The 21663-nt window shown below is 63.9% G+C and carries 21 protein-coding genes; 9 read left to right on the plus strand and 12 right to left on the minus strand.

All coding sequences use genetic code 11. The features are described from left to right. Positions 1–75 precede the first annotated feature (75 nt). The 4 genes from IVB29_RS06705 to IVB29_RS06720 form a co-directional block, all read right to left on the minus strand. Positions 76–1803, minus strand: a complete 1728-nt coding sequence (locus tag IVB29_RS06705; RefSeq protein ID WP_247502606.1) for an FAD-dependent oxidoreductase — start codon at positions 1801–1803, stop codon at positions 76–78. Positions 1804–1862: 59 nt separating this feature from the next. Continuing rightward, a complete protein-coding gene (locus tag IVB29_RS06710; protein ID WP_247502607.1) occupies positions 1863–2882 on the minus strand; it encodes a trypsin-like peptidase domain-containing protein in 1020 nt (339 codons plus the stop codon). A gap of 105 nt (positions 2883–2987) precedes the next feature. Next, on the minus strand, positions 2988–3437 hold the full coding sequence (locus IVB29_RS06715; RefSeq protein WP_247502608.1) for a hypothetical protein: 450 nt from the start codon (positions 3435–3437) through the stop codon (positions 2988–2990). A 7-nt stretch (positions 3438–3444) separates the two neighbouring features. Beyond that, positions 3445–5043 carry a GMC family oxidoreductase gene (locus IVB29_RS06720; RefSeq protein ID WP_247502609.1) on the minus strand — a complete coding sequence of 533 codons (1599 nt, stop codon included), beginning with the start codon at positions 5041–5043 and terminating at the stop codon, positions 3445–3447. A gap of 202 nt (positions 5044–5245) precedes the next feature. Here IVB29_RS06720 and IVB29_RS06725 point away from each other — a divergent pair, with 202 nt between their 5' ends. After that, complete coding sequence (locus IVB29_RS06725) at positions 5246–6034, plus strand: thermonuclease family protein (protein WP_247502610.1); 789 nt, start codon at positions 5246–5248, stop codon at positions 6032–6034. Between the two features lie 214 nt (positions 6035–6248). On the opposite strand, the gene cyoD is transcribed toward IVB29_RS06725, so the two are convergent. The 4 genes from cyoD to IVB29_RS06745 are packed head-to-tail and all read right to left on the minus strand — an operon-like array spanning position 6249 to position 10099. Beyond that, positions 6249–6638: a cytochrome o ubiquinol oxidase subunit IV gene (gene cyoD / locus IVB29_RS06730; protein WP_247502611.1), complete on the minus strand. Its 390-nt coding sequence runs from the start codon at positions 6636–6638 to the stop codon at positions 6249–6251. Beyond that, a complete protein-coding gene (locus IVB29_RS06735; RefSeq protein ID WP_247502612.1) occupies positions 6635–7276 on the minus strand; it encodes a cytochrome (ubi)quinol oxidase subunit III in 642 nt (213 codons plus the stop codon). The genes cyoD and IVB29_RS06735 overlap by 4 nt, the downstream gene beginning before the upstream one ends. Further along, complete coding sequence (gene cyoB, locus IVB29_RS06740; protein ID WP_247502613.1) at positions 7276–9276, minus strand: cytochrome o ubiquinol oxidase subunit I; 2001 nt, start codon at positions 9274–9276, stop codon at positions 7276–7278. The genes IVB29_RS06735 and cyoB overlap by 1 nt, the downstream gene beginning before the upstream one ends. Then, on the minus strand, positions 9266–10099 hold the full coding sequence (locus IVB29_RS06745; protein WP_247502614.1) for a cytochrome ubiquinol oxidase subunit II: 834 nt from the start codon (positions 10097–10099) through the stop codon (positions 9266–9268). Before IVB29_RS06745 ends, cyoB begins: the two co-directional genes overlap by 11 nt. 233 nt (positions 10100–10332) lie before the next feature. Between IVB29_RS06745 and IVB29_RS06750 the strand changes: the two genes are divergently transcribed. Genes IVB29_RS06750 through IVB29_RS06760 form a run of 3 tightly spaced genes read left to right on the plus strand, consistent with a single transcriptional unit; the run spans position 10333 to position 11984 of the window. Then, complete coding sequence (locus IVB29_RS06750; RefSeq protein WP_247502615.1) at positions 10333–10614, plus strand: SDR family oxidoreductase; 282 nt, start codon at positions 10333–10335, stop codon at positions 10612–10614. 13 nt (positions 10615–10627) lie between these two features. Further along, positions 10628–11182: a carboxymuconolactone decarboxylase family protein gene (locus tag IVB29_RS06755; protein WP_247502616.1), complete on the plus strand. Its 555-nt coding sequence runs from the start codon at positions 10628–10630 to the stop codon at positions 11180–11182. A gap of 1 nt (position 11183) precedes the next feature. After that, positions 11184–11984 carry an SDR family NAD(P)-dependent oxidoreductase gene (locus IVB29_RS06760; RefSeq protein ID WP_247502617.1) on the plus strand — a complete coding sequence of 267 codons (801 nt, stop codon included), beginning with the start codon at positions 11184–11186 and terminating at the stop codon, positions 11982–11984. A 170-nt stretch (positions 11985–12154) separates the two neighbouring features. Here IVB29_RS06760 and IVB29_RS06765 read toward each other — a convergent pair whose 3' ends face one another. Beyond that, on the minus strand, positions 12155–13486 hold the full coding sequence (locus IVB29_RS06765) for a sorbosone dehydrogenase family protein (RefSeq protein WP_247502618.1): 1332 nt from the start codon (positions 13484–13486) through the stop codon (positions 12155–12157). A gap of 256 nt (positions 13487–13742) precedes the next feature. Here IVB29_RS06765 and IVB29_RS06770 point away from each other — a divergent pair, with 256 nt between their 5' ends. The 4 genes from IVB29_RS06770 to IVB29_RS06785 all read left to right on the plus strand — a co-directional run bounded on the left by IVB29_RS06770 (position 13743) and on the right by IVB29_RS06785 (position 17445). Continuing rightward, positions 13743–14933, plus strand: coding sequence for a urate hydroxylase PuuD (locus tag IVB29_RS06770; protein ID WP_247502619.1), 1191 nt, complete (start codon positions 13743–13745; stop codon positions 14931–14933). Positions 14934–15075: 142 nt separating this feature from the next. Further along, a complete protein-coding gene (locus IVB29_RS06775; protein ID WP_247502620.1) occupies positions 15076–15933 on the plus strand; it encodes a VOC family protein in 858 nt (285 codons plus the stop codon). A gap of 77 nt (positions 15934–16010) precedes the next feature. Continuing rightward, positions 16011–16286, plus strand: coding sequence for a hypothetical protein (locus IVB29_RS06780; RefSeq protein WP_247502621.1), 276 nt, complete (start codon positions 16011–16013; stop codon positions 16284–16286). 205 nt (positions 16287–16491) lie between these two features. Continuing rightward, positions 16492–17445, plus strand: coding sequence for a lytic transglycosylase domain-containing protein (locus IVB29_RS06785; RefSeq protein WP_247502622.1), 954 nt, complete (start codon positions 16492–16494; stop codon positions 17443–17445). A 1-nt stretch (position 17446) separates the two neighbouring features. Here the strand turns inward: IVB29_RS06785 and IVB29_RS06790 are convergent, their stop codons facing one another. The 3 genes from IVB29_RS06790 to IVB29_RS06800 are packed head-to-tail and all read right to left on the minus strand — an operon-like array spanning position 17447 to position 20391. Further along, positions 17447–17830 (minus strand): cupin domain-containing protein, encoded by a 384-nt coding sequence (locus IVB29_RS06790; RefSeq protein WP_247502623.1) that lies wholly within the window; start codon positions 17828–17830, stop codon positions 17447–17449. A gap of 11 nt (positions 17831–17841) precedes the next feature. Beyond that, on the minus strand, positions 17842–18546 hold the full coding sequence (locus IVB29_RS06795; protein WP_247502624.1) for an SDR family oxidoreductase: 705 nt from the start codon (positions 18544–18546) through the stop codon (positions 17842–17844). Positions 18547–18591: 45 nt separating this feature from the next. Continuing rightward, the gene (locus tag IVB29_RS06800; protein WP_247502625.1) at positions 18592–20391 is read right to left on the minus strand and encodes a thiamine pyrophosphate-binding protein; all 1800 of its coding nucleotides are present in this window, start codon (positions 20389–20391) and stop codon (positions 18592–18594) included. A 229-nt stretch (positions 20392–20620) separates the two neighbouring features. Here IVB29_RS06800 and IVB29_RS06805 point away from each other — a divergent pair, with 229 nt between their 5' ends. Beyond that, positions 20621–21532 carry an IclR family transcriptional regulator gene (locus IVB29_RS06805; RefSeq protein ID WP_247502626.1) on the plus strand — a complete coding sequence of 304 codons (912 nt, stop codon included), beginning with the start codon at positions 20621–20623 and terminating at the stop codon, positions 21530–21532. The last annotated feature ends 131 nt before the right edge of the window (positions 21533–21663 follow it).

A 21663-nucleotide genomic window follows, 5' to 3' on the forward strand; every position in this document is an offset into this window, starting at 1 on the left:
CAGTTGTGATTGAGCCGATAGGCCGCGGCGTACTGGTTGCCCGGCCTTCGCGGGGTATGACAGCGGTGGGGTTGGCTAGACCGGCGCTGACACACCAGCAGCAGGCGCCGTCACCCCGCCCTCCGCCAGATGCCGCCCCGCGATGTACCCGAACGTCAGCGCCGGGCCCAGCGTGATGCCAGGCCCCGGATAATTACCGTTCATGATCGAGCCCATGTCGTTGCCGCAGGCGTAGAGGCCCGCGACCGGCGTGCCGTCCTCGCGCAGCACGCGCGCCTGGGCATCGACCTTCATGCCGATCGCCGTGCCAAGATCGGCCGGATAGATGCGCATCGCAAAGAACGGCGCACGCAGGATTGGCGCGACGCAGGGATTGGGCTTGTGAGCAGCATCGCCGAGATGGCGCTGGTAGATGGTGCTGCCGCGACCGAATTCGGGATCGCGCCCTTCCTTCGCATCGGAATTGTAGCCCGCAATCGTCGCCGTGAGCACAGACGGCTTGATACCGATCTTCACCGCAAGCTGTGCGATGTCAGGCGCCTCGATCAACTCACCGTTCGCCACATAACGCCGAACGTTGCGCGCAAATGGTTTGATGCGGCCGAGACCGTAGCTCCACAGGAACGGGCGGTCGCAGATCAGGTAGAACGGCCGGTCCGGCTCACCATTGCCATCGCGCAGCATGGCGAGCACGAATTCATGGTATGAGAGCGCCTCGTTGACGAAGCGTCGGCCCGCCGCATTCACGGCGATCACACCGGGCTTGGCGCGGTCGGTGACTGTATGCGGGAACACGCCACGGCTGCCGTCGGAGCGGCGGAACAAAGAGGCCGGCACCCAATAGGCCGGGCTCGTCGCTTCGATATTAAGCGCAGCACCGGCCGTGGTCGCTAGCCGCAGCCCGTCGCCTGTGCCTGATGTGTTAGTCGCTGAGACAAATCCGGCCGCAGGCGGAAAGAACCGTTTGCGTAAAGCTGCATCGTGCGAGAAGCCGCCGGTTGCGACCACCACACCGCGGAGCGCGGCGATCGGGCGATCGCGCGAGCCATGGCGGATCACCACGCCGCTGACGCGATCGTCCTGCATCGACAAATCCTCAAGGTCAGCGCTGAAGAGGATTTCGACTTGCCGCGCCAGCAGCGAGGCATACAGCCGTGCCGCGAGCGCGTTGCCGAGATGCAGCGTCGTGCCGCGCGGCGAGCGAAGCCGTTGCAGCGCATACTCGAAAACAAGCCTCGCGGAACGCAATGTCGAACGCAGCGATTTTCCGGCCTTGCGCAGATGCGGGATGTCGAGCCGGTTGACCATCATCCCGCCGAACAGCGTGAACTCCGGCAGCGGCGCGCGCAGCCGCGCGAAATGCCCACCCAGCCTTGTGCCGTCGAACACGACCGGTTCCAGCACACGCCCGCCTGATGTCGCGCCCAGCAGCTCCGGATAATAGTCTGGATATGCTTTTACGGGCTGAAGGCGCACGACCGTGTTGGCTTCGAGATAGGTGACCGCCTCCGGCCCGCGCGCAAGGAAGGCGGCGCGCAAGCCCGCATTGGCGGGCTCCGGCACCGTACCCGAAAGATAGCGGACGGCATCGGTGATGCTGTCGGAGAGACCCGCCTCTTTCATTTTGGCGTTGGCGGGGATCCAGACCATGCCGCCGGACCAGGCCGTGGTGCCGCCGACGAAGGCGGTCTTCTCGATCACCAGCACCCGCAGCCCTTCGGCGGCAGCCACCGCCGCAGCCGTCATGCCGCCGGCACCGGCGCCTATGACAATGACGTCGTAGGTCTCATGTGCCGGCATCATGCGGCAGGTTTCCGAAGACGAGGCATGACACCGTCATACCTCGCCTCGCCAGCCCAATGCTAGCGCGCCGGCTTGCGCTCGATCGGATCGATATCGATCGCCCGCAGGCGGCCGAGCCGCAGCACGTCCATGGCGAGCCGCCGGCCGATCCGGTCGCGGTCGAGCACGCGGATCAGATCGTCGACGCCGTTGATCTCGACGCCGTCGAGCCTGATCACGACGTCACCGGGCAGCAGGCCCGCCTTAGCCGCCGGGCCGTTGGGCTCGATCTGCATCAAGAGTGCGCCCATCTTGTTCTCGACACTGGCGAGCACCGCATGCCGGCGCGGAACCGGCGCGGTCTGCCCGGCGACGCCGACATAGGCGCGGCGGACGTAACCGTGGCGGATGATCTCCGACAGCACGAACTGCGCAGTGTTGCTGGCGACCGCAAAGCAGATGCCCTGCGCGCCGTTGATGATGGCGGTGTTGATGCCGATCACCTCGGCATTCGACGACACCAGCGGCCCGCCGGAATTGCCGGGATTGAGCGCGGCGTCGGTCTGGATCACGTCCTCGATGGTGCGTCCGCTGACCGAGCGGATCGAGCGCCCCAGCGCCGAGACCACGCCGGCCGTGACGGTCGATTCAAAGCCGAGCGGATTGCCAATCGCGATCACGAGCTGGCCCCGCCGCAAATTCTTGGAATTGCCGAGCGCGGCATAGGGCAAGTCGCGCACGCCGTCGGCACGCAGCAGCGCGAGGTCTGTATCGGGATCGACGCCGAGCACCCGGGCATCGCCAACGTTGCCCTCGACGTCGCGCAGCCGGATCTCCTTCGACGAGCCGACCACGTGGCTGTTGGTGAGAACGAGCCCATCCGGCGAGATCACGATGCCGGAGCCGAGCCCGCCGCGTTCGCGGCCGTTCGGGACCTTTGGCCCGGTCTCGATCCGCACGACGGCAGGGCCGACACGGTCGGTCACGTCGATCACGGCATTGGAATAGGCGTCCAGCAGCGCCCGGTCATTGACCGGACCAGCCACTGTCGTTCGCGATGACGTGGCGTCATCGACGATGTCTGAAGTGAAATCCAGCATGGCAAAAGTCCTTGAGGCTCACACAGATGGTGGCCTGTTCCCTCCCGCGCAAGTGACCCGCCCGGGGCGCAAGGCTGGGCTGCCAGCGCTTGACTGCCCAAGTGGCTAGGGCGCCCGCCGCAGCGTGCCAGACCTCGCCTTGACCGGATCGAGCAGCGACCAGTCGCCGTCTGGAAGCACATAGCCATTGGGGAACGGAGCGCGCAGCTCGAGCCCGAGCGAGCGCAGCACGCGGTCGTCGCGGTAGTAGCATTGCAGCACCACACGGACGAGCGTCGCCGCGGCCGCGCCGCCGTGCTTGCGAAACTCCTGCGCCACCGCATCGCGCCTGACGACATCGAGCCCGGCGAGCGGCTGACCTGCCAGCCGCGCCAGATGGTCCAGCGCCGCCACCACCAATTTGGTATCGCGGCCGAGCGTCGCAAGGATATCGGCCTGGATCACGGCATCGTCGGCGCCGGGCACCTCGTACGCGTCGCTGGCGGGAACGATCATCGCAGCGATAGCACGGAGGTCGTCGCGCTGGACGCGCGTGAGTTGATTGTCGGCGGACATAGCGGCCTCAGTCGAACAAGTTTGCAAGGCGCTGCTTCATCTGATCGGCGATGTAGAGCGCGAGGGCCTGGATGGTGGATGTCGGGTTCACGCCGCCCGAGGTGACGAAGATGCTGCCGTCGACGATGAAGAGGTTCTTCACGTCATGGGTGCGGCCCCATTCGTTGACGACGGAACGCGAGGGGTCGGTGCCCATCCGTGCGGTGCCGAGCAGATGCCAGCCGCCCCACGGGATCGGCGAATTGACGCAGATGTCGGTCGCCCCCGCCATTTCCAGAACCTCGCGACCGCGGTTGAGCGCATGCTCCATCATCTTCCGGCTGTTCTCGCTGATCGTGTAATCGATCTTCGGCGCGGGAATGCCGTGGCTGTCCTTCAGCACGGGATCGAGCGTGACCTGGTTATGCTCCTCCGGCAGGTCCTCGCAGATCGCAGAGAAACCCAGCCGATGGCCGTTGAGCTTGCGGAAGATGCGGTGATGATCCTCGCCCCAGGGCAGAATACCCTTCTGCTCGCTGACGACCGCCTCGAACACCGGCCCGGCGCCGCGCACGAACTGCACACCGTAGCCGCGCACGAAGCCGCGCGACAAATCCGTGTCGTACCACTCCTTGCTCCACAGGCAGGTCGGCGGCGCGCGGTTTGAGTCCGTCGGCTCCTTCACATAGCCGTAGATCTGCGCATAGGGATGGAACATCAAATTCTTGCCTACGAGGCCCGACGAATTGGCAAGGCCGTTCGGAAAGCGATTGGATTTCGAGTTGAGCAGCAGGCGCGGCGTGCCGACGCCGTTGCAGGCGATGATGACGACATGCGCCGGCTGAAACTGCTCGACACCGTCCTTGTCGTAATAGACCACGCCCGTGGCCATGCCGCTCTCGTCGGTGGTGATCTCGCGCACCCGGCAATGGGTACGGAGCTCGACACCGGCGCGGACCGCGTGCGGCCAATAAGTGATGTCGGTCGAGGACTTTGCGCCCTGCGCGCAAGCGGGCGTGCAATGGCCGAGATTGATGCAGCGCGCGCGGCCCTCATAGTCAGTGGTCGCGACCGTCGTGTCGGACGGCCACCAGTGCCAGCCGAGCTTGTTCATGGCCTTGCCGAAGATCGCCCCCGTCAATCCCATCGGCTGCTGCGGCATCGGCGGGTGCGTCAGCGGCGACAGCGGATCGCCCGACAGGCCTGAAGTCCCCATCATGCGGTCGTTCTCTTCGAAGAACGGGGTCAGCGCGTCGTAGTCGATCGGCCAGTCGTCGGCGACGCCGTCGAGCGTCTTCACCTTGAAATCGGACGGATGCAGCCGCGGCCAGTGCGCGGTGTACATCACCGTCGAGCCGCCGACCGCATTATAGTTCACGACCTTGATCGGCGAATTGTCGTCGTTGATCGGATAGTCCTCGGGACGGCCGCGGATGTTGGGGCTGGTCGCCCACTCGCCGTAGAACTTGGCCTCCCAGTCGCGGCCCGTGCTCGGATATTCCGCCGGGTTCATCCAACCGCCCTGCTCCAGGCAGAGGATGTGCATCTTGGTCTCGGCCAGCGACCACGCCATCGCCGCGCCTGAAGCGCCGGCGCCGATGATCAGGACGTCCACGGGGTCTTTCATTGAAGCACTTTCCTCCCGCCCTCGCCGCTTCCCGGGCGATTCGGCCTACGCTGGCTTGCCTATTCTGCCAAACGATAGGATCAGAGCTACGGCCGAGTAAAGCCACAGGCGGGGAATGTCGCACTTCGCAGGGCGCAGACCATTGGTGTTGCCACGCCCGGATGCTAGGAACGAGGCGCCAGAGCAATCGTAGCGAGACCGTATGTCCTTCAGGAATTCATTTGCCGCCGCCCGCGCTTTCGCGCTTGTTCTGTTTCTCGCTCTGCCCGGGTTTCTGGGATCTGCCGGTCCGGCCTCCGCGCTAACGGCGGCTGCAACCGTCCGGGATGCCAATTCGATCCAGCTCGGCGACGTCACCTATCGGCTCGACGGTGTCGACGCCCCCGAGCTGGACCAGGTCTGCATCGACGATCATGCCGACCCCTGGACCTGCGGCATCGAGGCCCGCGACCAGTTGGCGAAGCTGATCAACAAGCGCTCCGTGCGCTGCGACGATGTCGGACCGGAAAAGAGTTTCGGCAAGCGCCACCGCGCGATCTGCACGGCCGAGGGCGACAAGACCAGCCTGAACGAGCAGCTGGTCAAGCTCGGCTTTGCCATTGCCCGCGAGCCCATCAAGGCGAACGTCAAGCCGGCGGCAGCGGATGCCAAGTCCGCCTCGGCCGGCTTGTGGAAGGGCTGCTTTGTTGCGCCGCAAGAGTTCCGCACCGGCAAGAAGGACGGCACGCTGCTGGGCGCCGCCTGCCGCGCCGACCGCGACAAGGAGATTCGCGGCGTTCTGTTTCCGGAGGACCTGACGATGCCGCCGAGCTGCGCCATCAAGGGCAAGCTCGCCGTGCGTGCGCGCGTCACCGGCAATATCGGCATCTATCATTTACGGGGCTGCCCGAGCTATCCCGCGACGACCAAACCAGACCGCTGGTTCTGCTCGGAGGACGACGCCCAGGCCGCCGGCTTCCGTAAGGCCTACAATTGCCGCCGGCCAAAGTGAACAATTGGTTCACGCAGCCGTGAGTGGTAGCCGGAGACAGTATTGATCCGGAATTGAACTCCAACGCGAGTTGCTGCACCTATATGTGTACGCAAGCGCTTTGCGCGAGCGTTTCCTTGGCAGACGATCCTCATCGGATTGTTTTTGCTCGGGCGTTTCCTCCCTAGACTTGGGCCGCTTGTCACAACAGGCGGCTCTTCTTTTTTGGATGCCTCTACATTCGCGTCTTCATGATCTGGTCCATCGGCGGCATGTTCGCGTTCAGATGCCCCATGATCCAGACGGTGCCGCCGACCACCAGGAAAACGACCATGAGGCCGAAAGCCAGCGCCAGCACATTGTTGGTGTTGTCGGGCCCCGTCGTGATGTGGAGGAAAAACACGAGGTGTACGCCCATCTGAGCGATCGCGAGCACGATCAGCGCAACGGGGATCGAGGGTTGCCAGACCAGATCGGTGCCGGCGATGAAGAACGAGGTCGCCGTGAGCAGCAGCGCCAGGCCGAGACCAACGACGTAACCGATCACCCGCTCGGCGACGCTGTGTTGCTCTTCATCGCCCGGTGCGATGTCATGTTCGGTCCGCGTGTGCGCTTGATCGCTCATACGCCACTCCCAAGCAGGTAGACGACGGAAAAGACTCCAACCCAGACGATGTCGAGCGCATGCCAGAACAGCGCAAAGCACATCATCCGGCGCAGGACATCGGCGCGAAAGCCTTTTGCAAAGACCTGGGCCATCATGGTGAGGAGCCACAATATGCCGGCCGAGACGTGCAGGCCGTGGCATCCGACCAGCGAGAAGAACGACGACAGGAACGCGCTGCGCGACGGGCCATAGCCGCGCGCGACGAGGTCGGAGAATTCGCGGAACTCAATGACGAGGAAGATCAGGCCGAGCACGCAGGTCACAGTCATGCCGAGATAGAACCAGAACCGATTGCGCACGTCGGCGGCAATACTGGCCATGCCGCAGGTGAAGCTCGACAGCAGCAGGCAGACCGTCTCGATCGCGACGTTCCTTTGCTCGAAAATCTCCGAACCCTTCGGGCCGCCGGCGGTCTGGCCAGACAGCACCGCATAGGCTGCGAAGAAGCAGGAGAACATCACGATGTCGGAGAGCAGGAAGACCCAAAATCCGTAGGCGGTCACGGTACGTTTCGGTGCCGGCCCGGGATGCTCGATCACGACGCCGATGTGATGGGGATCGGCGTGAGCGCGGCCTGCGGTCGCAGTCATGGCCATCAGATTGTCCCCGCCATGCTGACGAGGCCGCGACGCTCCTCGAGGTTGACGCGGTCGATCGCTGCGACCTCATCGGCCGGGATGACGTATTCGTCATGGTCGCGCCAGGCAAACACGACGAACGTCGCGAACGCGCCGATGCCGCCAAGAATCACCATCCACCAGATGTGCCAGATCAGCGCAAAGCCCATGATGGTGGCGAAGAACGCACAGATGAAACCGGTCGGCGAGTTCCTGGGCATCTCGATGTCACGATACTCGGGCGGTTCGTGCTCCAGCGATTGCTGCTGGGCGCTCGCCTTCATATCCCAATAGGCATCCTCGCCGCGCACGTCGGGGTAAAAGGCGAAGTTGAATACCGGCGGCGGCGACGAGGTTGCCCATTCCAGCGAACGGCCGTCCCAGGGATCGCCGGTGCGATCACGCAGCGCCTCGCGATTGCGGATACTGACGACGATCTGCATGATCTGGCAGATCACGCCGATCGACAGGATCAGCACGCCGAATGCCGCAACGAACATCCATGGCCGCCAGGCAGCGACATCGTAGTGCTGCAGGCGTCGGGTCATGCCCAGCATGCCGGCGATGTAGAGCGGCAAGAACGTGACATAGAAGCCGAGGAAGGTGAACCAGAACGCGGCCTTGCCCCAACGCTCGTCGAGGCGGAAGCCGAACGCCTTCGGGAACCAGTATTCGAAACCGGCGAAGGCGCCGAACAGCACGCCGCCGATGATGACGTTGTGGAAATGCGCCACCAGGAACATGCTGTTGTGGAGCATGAAGTCCGCCGGCGGCACCGCGACCAGCACCCCCGTCAGGCCGCCGATGATGAAGGTGACCATGAAGCCGACCGCCCATAGCATCGGTGTCGCAAAGCGGATGCGGCCGCCATACATCGTGAACAGCCAGTTATAGATCTTCACCCCCGTCGGCACCGCGATGATCATGCTGGCGATGCCGAAAATGGCGTTGACGTCGGGCCCCGCCCCCATCGTGAAGAAATGATGCAGCCAGACCATGAAGGAGATGACGCAGATCGCCATAGTCGCCAGCACCATGGAGCGGTAGCCGAACAGCGGCTTGCCGGAGAAGGTCGAGACGACTTCCGAGAAGATGCCGAACGCCGGCAGCACCAGGATGTAGACCTCGGGATGCCCCCAGGCCCAGATCAAATTCATGAACATCATGACGTTGCCGCCGGCTTCATTGGTGAAGAAGTGGAAGCCGAGATAGCGGTCGAGCAGCAGCATCGCGAGCGTGGCGGTGAGGATCGGGAACGCCGCGACGATCAGGAGATTCGATGCCAGCGTGGTCCAGCAGAACATCGGCATGCGCAGATAGTTCATGCCCTTGGTGCGCAGCTTCAGCACGGTCGTGACGAGATTGATGCCGGCCACCAGCGTACCGACGCCAGATATCTGCAACGACCAGGCGTAATAGTCGACGCCAACGCCGGGCGAATAGGAGAGTTGCGAGAGTGGCGGAAAGGCGAGCCAGCCGGTGCGCGCGAACTCGCCGACGACGAGCGAGAGGTTGACCAGCAGCGCGCCGGTCGCGGTCAGCCAGAAACCAACCGAATTGAGCGTCGGGAATGCGACATCGCGCACGCCAAGCTGGAGCGGAACGATGAGGTTCATCAGCCCGATCACGAACGGCATCGCCACGAAGAAGATCATGATGGTGCCGTGCGCCGAAAAAATCTGGTTGTAGTGCTCGGGCGGGAGAAACCCCTGCGACTGGTACGCCACCGCCTGCTGAATCCGCATCATGATGGCGTCGCTGCCGCCGCGCAGCAGCATCACCGAGGCCAGCAGGATGTACATGACGCCGATCCGCTTGTGATCGACGCTGGTGATCCATTCGTGCCAAAGATAGGGCAGATGCCCCTTCGCCACGACCCAGATCAGCACGGCGAGGATTGCCACCAGCACGATCGCGCCCGCGATGAGCGGAATGGGTTGATCGAACGGAATGGCCGACCAATCGAGCTTACCGAGCATCGTGGGCTCCACTGTGGGGACGGCCTGCGTCGGATAGCAGATCCGGTCCTGGTCCAGGCGGAATGTGCTGGGTCGCGATCAGGTCGAACAGCCGGGGATCGTCGAGGCGAAAGGTCAGTCTGTTCTTCTCGATGCCCTGCTGCATCAGCTTTGTGTAGCTCTCCTCGTTCAGCACGGCATCGGTCTTCGCTGTGGCCGCCACCCAGTCCGGAAAGGCGAGCGGCGAGACCACGTTGACGTCGAACATCATGTCGGGAAAGCCGTCGCCGGAGAAATGCGCCGACAGGCCCTTGAGCTTGCCCTCATTGTCGGCGCGCAGGTTCAACCGCGTCACCATCCCGTTCATGGTGTAGATCATGCTGCCGAGTTGTGGGATGAAGAACACGTTCATCACGCTCGACGAGGTCAGCTGGAAATTCAGCTCGGCGCCGGCCGGCACCGTCAACGTGTTGACGGTGGCGATGCGCTGGTCCGGATAGATGAACAACCATTTCCAGTCGAGCGAGACGGCTTGAATCCTCACCGGGCTGCCGGTGCCCGGCACCGGCGCGGCAGGATCGAGCTGATGCGAGCCGATCCAGGCGACGCCGCCGAGCAGGATCACGGTGAGCGCGGGGATTGCCCACACCACCATCTCGACGCGCCCGGAATAGACGAAGTCCGGTTGGAAGCGCGCCTTCGGATTGGAGGCGCGAAACCAGAACGCAAACCCAAGGATCGCGATGATCGTCGGCACGACGATCGCGAGCATGATGAAGACGGAATCGACCAGTATGGTGCTGTTGGCGGCAGCCACCGGCCCTTGTGGATCGAGCAGATTCATCGGCAAGCCACTGGCGATTGGGAAACCCCGAGAAGGAGCGTAACGCGAAAAACGCCCCCGCAGCAAACGCAAGCGCGTGAGGACGGTTCCTCAATACGCCCGCTCGATCGCACGCCATGCCGCCCGGCGGCATGCAATTCCATGCGATGTCAATGACATCTGCGCGGAACAGCCGGCCTTCTCACCCCCGCACTCGATTGCTAATCTGCACGAAAATATTGGGATGAAACAACATGAAGGGCCCCGAGGACGATGCCGGCCTCGCCGGCAAGGTGGCGCTGATCAGCGGCGGCGGCGCTGTGGGCATCGGCAACGGCCGCGCTGCAGCAATTCTGTTGGCCCGCGCCCAGCGGGCCAAAGCTTCTTTATTGAAGACCGAAGGCACCGGTTGGGATGTCGGCCATTCCGTCAAATTCCTGCTCAGCAATTTTTCCCGCTACATCAACGGCCAGTTGCTGGTGGTCGACGGCGGCGTGACGCTGCAAGCTCCCGAACGCGAGTCACAAGAACACTAGAGGAAACACAGAAATGGCCCGCTTGCCCTATCTCGAAGCCGATCAGGTCGCACCCGAATATCGCGACATGCTCAAGCGCAACACCAATCTGCACAAGCTGCTGGTCAACTCGCCGGAGATGGCCCGCGCTTTCAACGGCATCGGCGGTTACATCCGCTTCAAGAGCAAGCTAGATCCGCGCCTGCGCGAGCTTGCGATCCTCCAGGTGGGCTGGATGGAGAAGTCGGAATACGAGTTCACCCATCATGTGAAGATCGGTAGGGAGTTCGGTGTCACCGACGAGGACATCGCCGGCCTGATGGCGGAGACCGAGGGCAAGCCGTCGAAGCTCGAGCCGCTCGCCAAGGCAATCCTGAAAGGCGCCCGCGAGATGGTGCGGGAGCTCGCGATGTCGGATGCGACCTTCGCCGAGATCAAGAAAGATCTTTCCGACGAGCACATGGTCGACCTCGTCCTCACCATCGCCTTCTATTGCGGCGTGGTGCGCGTGCTCGCCACCATGAAGATCGACAACGAGCCGTATTACAAAGAGGTACTCCGGCAGTACCCGATTCCCGGAGTGAACTGAGATGCGCCTGAAGGACAAGGTTGCGATCGTCGTCGGCGCAGGGCAAAGCCCCGGCGAAGGCATGGGCAATGGCCGCGCCACAGCACTGACCTTCGCACGCGAGGGCGCAAAGGTGCTGTGCGTCGATCATCATCTGGAATCGGCGCAGGAAACAGCCGCCATGATCACTGCGCAGCAAGGCATCGCCGCAGCCTTCAGGGCGGACGTCACAAGATCCGCCGACATCAAGGCGATGGTGGCGGAGGCGCAGGTGCGCTGGAGCCGGATCGACGTGCTGCACAACAATGTCGGCGTCAGCCTCTCCGGAGGCGACGCCGAGCTGCTGCAAATCACCGAGGAAGCCTTCGATCGCGTCGTCGCCATCAACCTCAAGAGCTGTATTCTGGCGGCCAAAGAGGTGATCCCGATCATGCGCGCCCAGCAAAGCGGCGTCATCATCAACATTTCCTCGATGGCCGCCATCACCACTTACCCTTACGTTGCCTACAAGGCGACAAAGTCGGCGATGATCGCCTTCACCGAACAGCTCGCCTACCAGAATGCCGAATACGGCATTCGCGCCAACGTCATCCTGCCGGGCCTGATGAACACGCCTATGGCCGTCGATACCCGCGCCCGCGAATGGCACAAGACCCGCGCCGAAGTCGAAGCCGAACGCGACAGCAAGGTGCCGCTGCGCAAGAAGATGGGCACGGGGTGGGATGTCGCCAATGCGGCGTTGTTCCTGGCGTCGGACGAAGCGAACTTCATCACCGGCGTGACGCTGCCGGTGGATGGCGGTGCCAGCGTGAGAAGGGGGTAGGTCCTCTCCCTCTCCCCGTTCTTACGGGGAGAGGGGCGGGGTGAGGGGCCGCCTCCGCGAAAACGGCGACAGATGGACTCGCGGAGACTTCCCCTCACCCGGAATTCGAGCTGCGGTCGAATTCCGGCCTCTCCCCGCATGCGGGGAGAGGCGAAAGAGCTCGCTTGGCGTTAATGCGTCACCCGCCAGATCGTGCCGTTGCCATCCTCCGACACCAGCAGCGATCCATCTTTCGCTACCGCCACACCCACCGGCCGCCCCCACACCTCGGTATCACTCACCACGAATCCCGTGACGAAATCCTCGTACTCCCCGGTCGGCTTGCCGTCCTTCATCTTGATGCGGATCACCTTGTAGCCGGTGCGCTTCGACCGATTCCAGGAGCCGTGCTCGGCGGCAAAGGCATCGCCCTGATACTCGGACGGAAACTGGGTGCCCTGATAGAAGATCATGCCGAGTGACGCCGAGTGCGGCTGCACCAGCACATCGGGCACTGTCACCTTGTCCTTCAGATCCGGCCGCGCGCCGGGGTGGCGCGGGTCTTCATTGCTGCCGATGTAGAACCACGGCCAGCCGTAGAACGCGCCCTCCTTCACACTCGTGACATAGTCGGGCACGAGATCGTCGCCGAGGCCGTCGCGCTCGTTGGTCGAGCACCACGGCAAACCGGTCTGCTGCTGGATCGCAAGGCCGACGCAGTTGCGGATGCCGGTAGCGTAGATCTTCCGCTCCTTGCCGTCAGGGGCGAAGGCCAGCACCGTGGCGCGCTCGGTCTCGCTTGCCCAGGCCGCACCAAGCGGTTGCGCTTTCAACCACGCCTCCAACCCGCCCGGCGGCGTGCCCATGCCCTCGGCGACGTTGCTGAGCGAGCCGACCGAGACCAGCATGCGTTTGTTGTCAGGCGTGAAGACGATATCGCGAGTGGAATGGCCGCCGTCATGCGGCAGGGTCGCCACGATCGTCTCCGCCTTGCCGCGCGCCTTGAGATCGCCGGCCTGATATGGAAAGCGGACGACGCTGTCGGTGTTGGCGACATAGACCCATTGCGGATTGTCGCCGTTCGGAAAGAAGGCGATGCCGAATGGCTGCCGCAGTCCACTGGCGAACAATTCGTTGGTGGCGACCTTGCCGCCCTCGCCGGCGCGAAGCACGCGGATGGTCCCTCCCCGTGTCTCCGCGACGAAGACATCGCCGTTCGGCGCAACCCTCAGGATGCGCGGCGCGCGCAGGCCTTCGGCGAACAGCTCGATCTTGAAACCTGCTGGCACCTGAAGCGCGGCCTCAGGCGGACGCGGCACCACCCGCGACGAACTCGCGACCGATCGCGTGGCGCCGGGCCTGACCAGATCCTGCGGCCGGATCAGCCTGACGGTGCCGGGCTTGTCGGCCTGCCAATCGCCGTAGGCGTCCTTGCCCTGTAGCACCGGCTCGGCCTGCGCAGATGTCGCAGCCGCAACCAGAAATCCCACGACCAACGCCACTGACCATACCATGCTTTTCACGTCGTCTTCCTCCCGGCCTGCATGTCTCGCGCGTCAACGCCGATCGACCCGCAATTGGTCTGCAACAGGCAAAACGCCTGCCGCATCCCACATCAGCTCATGCCCGCACGATGTGCATCAGCCGCAGCCCATCGTACTGGAAAACACCACGGATAGGTGCGACACATTGGAAGGGCAAGATAGGGCCGAGGCCGCCGGTTGCGGTCATCAAAGCTACGAAAGCTACGGCATTTCTGTCGCAATTGATGGGGTGATCATGTGGGGATCCATCATATCGGAATGGGCGAGCCTGCTGCTCCGCTGGCTGCACGTGGTCGCCGCGATCGCCTGGATCGGCAGTTCCTTCTATTTCATCGCCCTCGACCTTGGCCTCAAGCCGAAGTCTGACTTGCCAGACGGCGTGCAAGGCGAAGCCTGGCAGGTCCATGGCGGCGGCTTCTACCGGATCATGAAATATCTGGTCGCCCCGAGCCAGATGCCGGACGAGCTGACCTGGTTCAAATGGGAGGCCTACACCACTTGGCTGTCCGGCTTCGCGCTGATGGTGGTGGTGTATTATCTCGAGGCCGATCTGTTCCTGGTCGACAAGTCGATCCTCGACCTCACGCCGTTCCAGGCCGGGCTGTTCAGCTTCTTTAGCCTCGCGCTGGCGTGGCTGCTTTATGAAGCAGCCTGCCGCACCGGGCTCGCGCAGCGCGAGTTGCCCTTCGCCATCGGCGGCTATGTGTTCCTGGTCGTGTTGACCTTTGCCTTCACCCATGTGCTGAGCGGCCGTGGCGCCTTCAACCAGATCGGCGCACTGATCGGCACCATCATGGTCGCCAACGTCTTCGCGGTGATCATCCCGAACCAGAAGAAGATCGTGGCGGCGCTGATCGCGGGACAGGCGCCCGATCCGAAACTCGGCAAGACCAGCAAGGAGCGCTCGGTTCATAACAACTATTTGACGCTCCCCGTCGTCGTGCTGATGATCAGCAACCACTATCCCCTGCTCTACGCCACCCGCTTCAACTGGATCATCGTCGCGATCATCTTGGCGCTCGGACCGGTGATCCGCCATTTCTTCAACGAGGGCCATGCCGGGCGCAAATCGCCATGGTGGGTGTGGGGCGTGGCAGCCGTTGGCGTGATCGCGATCCTCTTCCTCTCCGCCGCCGGCCCGCGCGAGGTAAAAACGGGAGCGCTGTCGGCGCCGGTCACGGTCGCCAATGTCGAGGAGATCGTGATGTCCCGCTGCAGCATGTGCCACGCAGCTGAGCCGGTCTGGGCCGGGATCGTGACCGCGCCGAAGGGCATCTTGCTCGATGCGCCCGAGCACATCCATCGCAACATCCGCCTGATCGGCCGGGTCGCTGCGTGGTCCAATGCGATGCCGCCCGGCAATATCACCGAGATGACCAGCGAGGAGCGCGCCATCCTCGCTGCCTATATCGAGCAGGCGCGTTGACGCCGTCGCCTCGACGTTTCGCCGAACGGAATTCCGCATTTCCCACCGATTTGAAAATGACTTGACCGCTCATCCGGCGTAGACAGGGCCAGCGGCCGTTGATGCCGCGGTTCAAGTCAGTTTGCATTCGGGGATAAGAACAATGGCCCTCAAGAACGTCATCGGTATCGACCACGCCGTGGTCATGGTTCAGGACCTCGACAAGGCCGCCGAGAGCTACCGGCAGCTCGGTTTCACCCTCTCCCCGCGCGGCACCCACAGCGCGCATATGGGCACCGGCAATTACACCATCATGTTCGACCCCGACTATATGGAGCTGCTCGGCGTGCTGGTCGCGACCGAGCACAATGCGCCCGCGCGCGCCTTTCTCGACAAGCGCGGCGAAGGCATCGAGCGCATCGCCTTCACGGCGGTTGATTCCGCAGCCGGCGCGGAGGAGATCCGGGCGCGCGGCCTGACGCCGATCGGCCCGACCGATTTCGAACGGCCGGTGACGCTGCCGGACGGTACGGTTTCGGCGGCAAAATTCCGCACCTTCATGTGGCCGACCGCGGAAGCACCAGGCGGCGTGCGCATTTTCGCCTGCCAGCACAAGACCCGCGACACCGTGTGGATTCCCGAATTGATGAAGCACGCCAACGCGGCCAAGCGGATCAAGCAGACGCTGATCGCAACGCCCGAGCCCGCGCAGGAAGCCGCGCATCTCGGCCGGCTGATCGACCGCGAACCGAAGGCCGAGGCGGACGGCGCGGTCACCGTGCCCTCCGGCGGCGATCGCGCCGACTTCGTCTATTTGACGCTGGACCAGCTCGGCAAGCGCTATCCCGGCGTACCGCTGGGCGGTCTCTCCAAGCGTGGCGGCGCGGCGCTGGTCCTCGTCAGCGGCGATCTCGCAGCGACCGAGAAGGCGCTGGGTTCGGCGGCGTTGCGCAGCGGACCTGCGATCTGCGTGCCGCCGGCCAAGGCCAATGGCACCCTGCTCGCCTTCGTTGCCGGCTGATTTTAACTAATTCTTTAACGAGTATTTACCCGGCGGCTCTAGGATTCCCGGCAGTCCAAGCCGTCGGGGCCAAGCGCATGTTCAAAGAGGAATCGCCGATCGCTTATGACGCGCCGGCCGAACTGAAGAAGTGGCCGTCGCTGAAGGGCGAGAGGCAGAAGGACCGCGGTCCTCCCTATATGGTCTACAACGGCACGCTCGCCGACTGCGTCCGCGAGCTGATGGGCAAGCCCATCAAAGGCATCTCGCTCTACGACATCATGACGAGGCCGCAAGTAGCGTTCGACCAGACCGTGCTGTCGCCCGGCGATGCCGCCGAGATCGCGATGCGCAAGGATTTTCCCAAGGCGTAAGCGCCAACCTCCCGCCGCAAGATCACTCGCGCGTCGCGTTTGCCCGTAGCCGCGGGGCCAGCGGCGCGTGTTCCACTATTGGACTCCCGTACTAATACCTGCCGCCCTGCGGAATCGCAGCTTTGCCGCAATTACGGTTAATGAAGTCCTCGTCACCGGCGCCCCCCGCTGGTCGTTCCCCCACAGTTCGAGGACTCTTATCGAGATGCGATTTCTCGTCGCGGCTTGCGCTGCGTTCCTGATTCTGATGTGCGACGTCGGCACGTCGCCGTCCACGTCAAACCTCAATCGCGCCACGTCCAACACCGATCGCGCGCCCTCGCTGGTTCCACTCGTCGAGCTTTTCCTCGCAAGCGTGCAGGCCATCGAACTCGCGAATGCGCGCGCGGCGTACGAGGAGACGAGCGAGCCGGTGCGCGCGGTCGAAGCCGTCGTGCAAGTCCCGGCTTCACCGACCGAGCAATTCTGCCACGCGCTTCGCGAAGCCGCCGAGGCGAGCGGCATTCCCGTGCCGTTCTTCGCGCGCCTGCTCTGGCAGGAGAGCCGCTTCAAGTCGAACGAAGTCAGCCCGGCCGGCGCCCAGGGCGTCGCGCAGTTCATGCCGGAGACTGCCGCCGAGGTTGGGCTTGATGATCCCTTCGATGCCATGAAGGCGTTGCCGGCATCGGCGAGGTTTTTGCGAAAGCTTCGCGATGATTTCGGCAATCTCGGCCTCGCCGCGGCCGCCTACAACGCAGGGCCGGGCCGCATCCAGAAGTGGCTCGCCCGAGAAAGCGAGCTGCCGCGCGAGACACGCGACTATGTCCGCATCATCACTGGCACCAGGGCCGAGGACTGGACCGAGCGCGCGGAAGCTCTCGCGATCCGGATCGACCTGCCGCGCGAGGCGCCCTGCGAAGGCATCGGCAGCCTGTCGAAGACCAAGGAGGTCGCCTGGGTTCCGGTGAACCTGACGCCGTCGGTCGTCACCATCATGCGCAAGGCCGAGCAATTGGCAGCGCGCCTCTCGGCAAACCGTGCGCGCAAGCGGTTCGTGTCCCTGCTGCACAAGAACGCCTCGGCCCATGGCAAGGCGCGCAGCATGATCGCGACCCGCGCGGCGAAGGGAACGAAAACGCGCGCCATCCGCATGGCGGCGCGCGAGCGCTCCTCCGGCTAGGTCACACCGGCTTCTCGTCGTCTGTGACCGGCGACGTCACCACCAGGAACACGAGGTCGGTCAGGCCCGAATTCGAGATCGCGTGCTCGACACCGGGCGGCAGGAAGATCACGTCGTGCCTGCGCACGACATGGTTCTTGCCGGCGATCTCCATCAGTCCCTCGCCGTCGAGCATGTGATAGACCTGCTCCTGCACCTTGTGATGATGCCGCGCGACATAAGCCATCGGTTGGTACATCGAGATTCGATAGTCGATGTGGCGCGCGGCAGAGTTCTCCGGCATCACCAGCGGCTTTGACAGTGCGCCGCCAAAATGGTTGGCGAATTCGCGCCAGGGCACTTCTGCGATATTGCGGATGAAGGCGCCGCCAGTCTCCTCGGCCATGATCGTGCTCCCTAGTTCACCAGTGCGCCGCCATCGACATAGACGATCGAGCCCGTAGCAAAACCGTTCGCCATGAAGCTTCCTATCTGCCGGGCAATGTCCTCGGCCATACCGACGCGACCAACGGGCAGCGCAGCCGCCGTCTTCGCCAGCATCTCCTTCCGCGCCGCCTCCGGCATCGCCGCCCGGATCGGCGTGTCGATCACGCCCGGCGAGACCGCGTTAACGCGCACCGGCGCAAGCTCGAGCGCGAGTGCACGGGCGAGCGATTCTAGTGCACCGTTCGCAGCACTGATGATCGCCGAGTTCGGCCGCGGCCGAATGCTGAGAAAACCTGTGACCAGCGTCAACGAGCCGCCGGGCCGGATCTCGGCCTCGCGGGCGACGCGCCATGCACCCCAGAATTTTCCTTCCATCGTCGCACGCACGTCCTCCATCGAGACCGTCTTGAATGGACCGGTGCGAAGCTGAGCGGCCGTCAGGACGACGTGATCGACGGGACCAGTGCGGCGGAACAGATCAGCGACGCTCTGGTCATTGGTGACGTCGGTGGAAATGGCCGTCACCTTCAACCGCTCCGCGACGGGATCGAGCTTTGCCGCACTGCGCGAGGCGATGACCACGTCGGCGCCCTCTCTCTTCGCGAGCTCTGCCGTGGCAAGCCCGATGCCTGAGGAGCCACCGATCACGACGACCTTCTTGCCTGCGAGCGTCATTCCCATCTCCCCTGGTTTTCTTGATTGATGATTTGCGCTGCGCGATCAGCCAGGCTGGAAGCGCGTGCCGATGCCGGCCTTGCTCTGGCCAAGGCCCGGCAACTCCCAGACACCGGCGCCAACCGGATTGATGTCAGCGGCGATGTCGACGTCGATCAGATACGGCTTGTTGGCGGCGATGCCCTTGCGAATCGCCTCGCCAAGATCGCTGGCGCGATCGACCCGCACGCCCTCAACGCCGCAGGAGCGCGCCATCGCCGCGAAATCCGGATTGTAGCGCTGGCCCGTCTCCGGATGCTTGAAGTCGGTCGCGAGCTCGCGTCCGCCGAGATAGCCGCGCTGAAGCCCGCGGATCGAGGCGTAGGCGTAATTGTTCCAGACCACCCAGACCACGGGTAGATTGTACTCGACCGCCGTGCCCAACACGTTGGCGTGCATAAAGAAGGCGCCGTCGCCGCACACGGAGACGCAGGGCCGATCGGGCGCGGCGAATTTTGCGCCCATCACGCCGGCGACGCCAAAGCCCATCGGGCCGAACCCCATCGATCCGATCAGCGAATCCGGCCGCTTCGGCTTGCAGAAGCCGAGCAGCCAATTGTGGTGCACGCCGATGTCGGAGACCAGGATCGCATCCTCCGGCAGCGCCTTGTCGATCTCGGCGGCTGCGCGCTGCGGGTTGATCGGCGTGGTGTCGTCGGAGAAGCCGGGCGCGACGAACTTGTCCCACTCCTTGCGATAGCCGTCGATCTGCGCCAGCCATTTTTTGCGCGCGTCGGACTTTTTAAAGAGGTTGTCGCGGCGATCGAGCTCGGCATGCACCTGGCGCAGGAATGTGCGGACATCGGCCATCAATCCGAGTGCGACGGGATAATTGCGGCCAATCTCTTCAGGATCGATGTCGACGTGGATCAGCCGCGTCGGCGGGATCGTGAAGGAATAGCCGGGGATCCACGAGCTCGAGGTGCGGTCGTCGAAGCGGACACCGAGCGCGAGAAGCACGTCGGCCTGGCGCGTGGCGTGATTGGCCTGATAGTGCCCGGCACGCGCGACGAGGCCGAGCGCGAGCGGGTGCTTGACGTCGAGCGCGCCGAGCCCGCTGGCCGAGGCCGCAACCGGAATCTGAAGCCGTTCGGCGAGCATGCGCAGCTCGTCCGCCGCGCCGCCATAGCGCACGCCCTGCCCGACCAGCATCACCGGCCGTTCGGCCGCAAGCAGCATGTCGACGGCCTTCTCCACGCCTTCCGGATCGGCACCGCAGCGGCTGGAAATATTGGCGCTCCACTCGCTCGCCTTCGGCGCCTCTTCGGCGGCCGCCTCCATGAAGACGTCGAAGGGGACGTCGATCACGACAGGCCCCGGCCGTCCCGTCACCATGGTCTTCCAGGCCTGCCGCACCGCGAGCGGCACCATCTCCCCGCGCGTCGGCTGAAACACTTTCTTGCACATCGTGCGCACGGTGGAGGGGAAGTCGGCCTGATAGTGCCGGTACATCTCCTGGAACGCGCCGCGGTTGAACTGGCTGGTCGGCACGTTGCCGGTGATCGCCATGAACGGCACGGAATCGAGGAAGGCATTCGCCAGCGAGATCGGCAGATTGGCCGAGCCCGGCCCGCAGGAGGTGAAGGTCGCCGTCGGCCTGCCCGAGACCCGGTAATAGACGTCGGCCATAAAACCGGCGACGCTCTCGTGATGCACGGAGATGGTCTTGATCTCTTGGGAGCGCTCATACAGCGCGTCGATGAACTGGATGTTGCCGTGGCCGCAAAGCCCGAACACCTGCGGCACCTTTTCCTGGATCAGATAATCGACAATGACCTGGGCGCCATTGAGCATGTTCTTCGACATCAACCCGTCTCCCTCTCGGCCCCTCGAACTCTTCTGTACCGATGCGGGGAACGCGGCCGGTCATCACTGGGCCGCCGGGAGCCTATTTCTCATAATGCTATACGTCAATTTATATTGTGGTAGGCTCTTCCCCAGAGGAAACGCAGAGCTCCGCGCCGACGGCCGCGCTTGTTGCGTGCTAGTCTCGCAAGAACGGAGCCATGACGATTCACCAGAGGGGGCCTTGTCCTTGAAATCGCGTACCAAGCCCACGACCGGCGAGAGGCCCGCAAGCCCGCGCAAGGCTGCGATCGCCAAGCTGGTCCCTGCTCCCAAAGCCGCTGGCGGCGACGAGGCCGACGACAAGCAGCGCGCCGGCGGCGTACAGTCGCTGGGCCGCGCCTTCTCGATCCTCGAAGAGGTCGCGCGACATCGTGAGGGCATCGGGCTTGCGGAGCTGAGCAAGCTGGTTGGGCTGCACAATTCGACGACCTTTCATCTCGCCAAGACGATGGTTTCGCTCGGCTACCTCCGCCAGGAGAAGGACAGCAAGCGCTATCGCATCGGCCGTCCCTTGTTTGCACTCGCGGCAAGCGCGCTCGACGAGATCGAGATGGTCAATGTCGCAACGCCCGTGCTGGAGGAGCTATCGCGCCAAACCAGCGAAAGCAGCCATTTTGCCGTGCGAATGGGCGATGCCGTGATCGTCATCGCCCGCACCAGCGGCCCCGGCGCGTTCCAATTGACCGACCGCGTCGGCGTGGTGCGCCCGGCTCACTGCACCGCGCTCGGCAAGATCATTCTGGCCTCGCTTCGGCCCGAGCAGCTCAAGCGCTTCATCGATCGCGCCGAGCTGAAACCGTCGACGCCAAAATCCATCACCGATGCCGCCGTGCTGATGCGCGAGATCGCGGAGATACAGCGCACCGGCGTCGCCTTCGACGACGGCGAGTTCAATCCGGAAGTGCGCTGCGTCGCCGTGCCGGTCACCGATTTCACCGGACAGGTGATCGGCGCGCTCGGCATTTCAGGTCCGATCTGGCGTCTCTCCAACCAGGCGCTGCACGCCGGTGCCCAAATCGTGCAGGCCGCCGCCGACCAGCTGTCGATCGAGTTCGGCGCCAAGGACCGGGCCCACAAGGCGTTCACGCAAAAAGCCTGAGACGCAACCCAAGCGCCGATTTTGCCGGTTGACACCGGCGACGGCGTTCGGGATTATCCTCCAGCATTAGAACAAGGTCTCTCACAATATCGGATATCCGGTTTTGAAGGGAGGCAGGCGATGCACCCGGG

Origin of the sequence: Bradyrhizobium sp. 1, assembly GCF_023073315.1 — a bacterium.
Classification (GTDB): Bacteria; Pseudomonadota; Alphaproteobacteria; order Rhizobiales; family Xanthobacteraceae; genus Bradyrhizobium.

What these genes read in the sequence shown, in the direction of transcription:
- IVB29_RS06705 (WP_247502606.1), bottom strand. Translation starts at nt 1,803, where the DNA reads ATGATGCCGGCACATGAGACCTACGACGTCATTGTCATAGGCGCCGGT.
- IVB29_RS06710 (WP_247502607.1), bottom strand. Translation starts at nt 2,882, where the DNA reads ATGCTGGATTTCACTTCAGACATCGTCGATGACGCCACGTCATCGCGA.
- IVB29_RS06715 (WP_247502608.1), bottom strand. Translation starts at nt 3,437, where the DNA reads ATGTCCGCCGACAATCAACTCACGCGCGTCCAGCGCGACGACCTCCGT.
- IVB29_RS06720 (WP_247502609.1), bottom strand. Translation starts at nt 5,043, where the DNA reads ATGAAAGACCCCGTGGACGTCCTGATCATCGGCGCCGGCGCTTCAGGC.
- IVB29_RS06725 (WP_247502610.1), top strand. Translation starts at nt 5,246, where the DNA reads ATGTCCTTCAGGAATTCATTTGCCGCCGCCCGCGCTTTCGCGCTTGTT.
- cyoD (WP_247502611.1), bottom strand. Translation starts at nt 6,638, where the DNA reads ATGAGCGATCAAGCGCACACGCGGACCGAACATGACATCGCACCGGGC.
- IVB29_RS06735 (WP_247502612.1), bottom strand. Translation starts at nt 7,276, where the DNA reads ATGGCCATGACTGCGACCGCAGGCCGCGCTCACGCCGATCCCCATCAC.
- cyoB (WP_247502613.1), bottom strand. Translation starts at nt 9,276, where the DNA reads ATGCTCGGTAAGCTCGATTGGTCGGCCATTCCGTTCGATCAACCCATT.
- IVB29_RS06745 (WP_247502614.1), bottom strand. Translation starts at nt 10,099, where the DNA reads ATGAATCTGCTCGATCCACAAGGGCCGGTGGCTGCCGCCAACAGCACC.
- IVB29_RS06750 (WP_247502615.1), top strand. Translation starts at nt 10,333, where the DNA reads ATGAAGGGCCCCGAGGACGATGCCGGCCTCGCCGGCAAGGTGGCGCTG.
- IVB29_RS06755 (WP_247502616.1), top strand. Translation starts at nt 10,628, where the DNA reads ATGGCCCGCTTGCCCTATCTCGAAGCCGATCAGGTCGCACCCGAATAT.
- IVB29_RS06760 (WP_247502617.1), top strand. Translation starts at nt 11,184, where the DNA reads ATGCGCCTGAAGGACAAGGTTGCGATCGTCGTCGGCGCAGGGCAAAGC.
- IVB29_RS06770 (WP_247502619.1), top strand. Translation starts at nt 13,743, where the DNA reads ATGTGGGGATCCATCATATCGGAATGGGCGAGCCTGCTGCTCCGCTGG.
- IVB29_RS06775 (WP_247502620.1), top strand. Translation starts at nt 15,076, where the DNA reads ATGGCCCTCAAGAACGTCATCGGTATCGACCACGCCGTGGTCATGGTT.
- IVB29_RS06780 (WP_247502621.1), top strand. Translation starts at nt 16,011, where the DNA reads ATGTTCAAAGAGGAATCGCCGATCGCTTATGACGCGCCGGCCGAACTG.
- IVB29_RS06785 (WP_247502622.1), top strand. Translation starts at nt 16,492, where the DNA reads ATGCGATTTCTCGTCGCGGCTTGCGCTGCGTTCCTGATTCTGATGTGC.
- IVB29_RS06790 (WP_247502623.1), bottom strand. Translation starts at nt 17,830, where the DNA reads ATGGCCGAGGAGACTGGCGGCGCCTTCATCCGCAATATCGCAGAAGTG.
- IVB29_RS06795 (WP_247502624.1), bottom strand. Translation starts at nt 18,546, where the DNA reads ATGACGCTCGCAGGCAAGAAGGTCGTCGTGATCGGTGGCTCCTCAGGC.
- IVB29_RS06800 (WP_247502625.1), bottom strand. Translation starts at nt 20,391, where the DNA reads ATGTCGAAGAACATGCTCAATGGCGCCCAGGTCATTGTCGATTATCTG.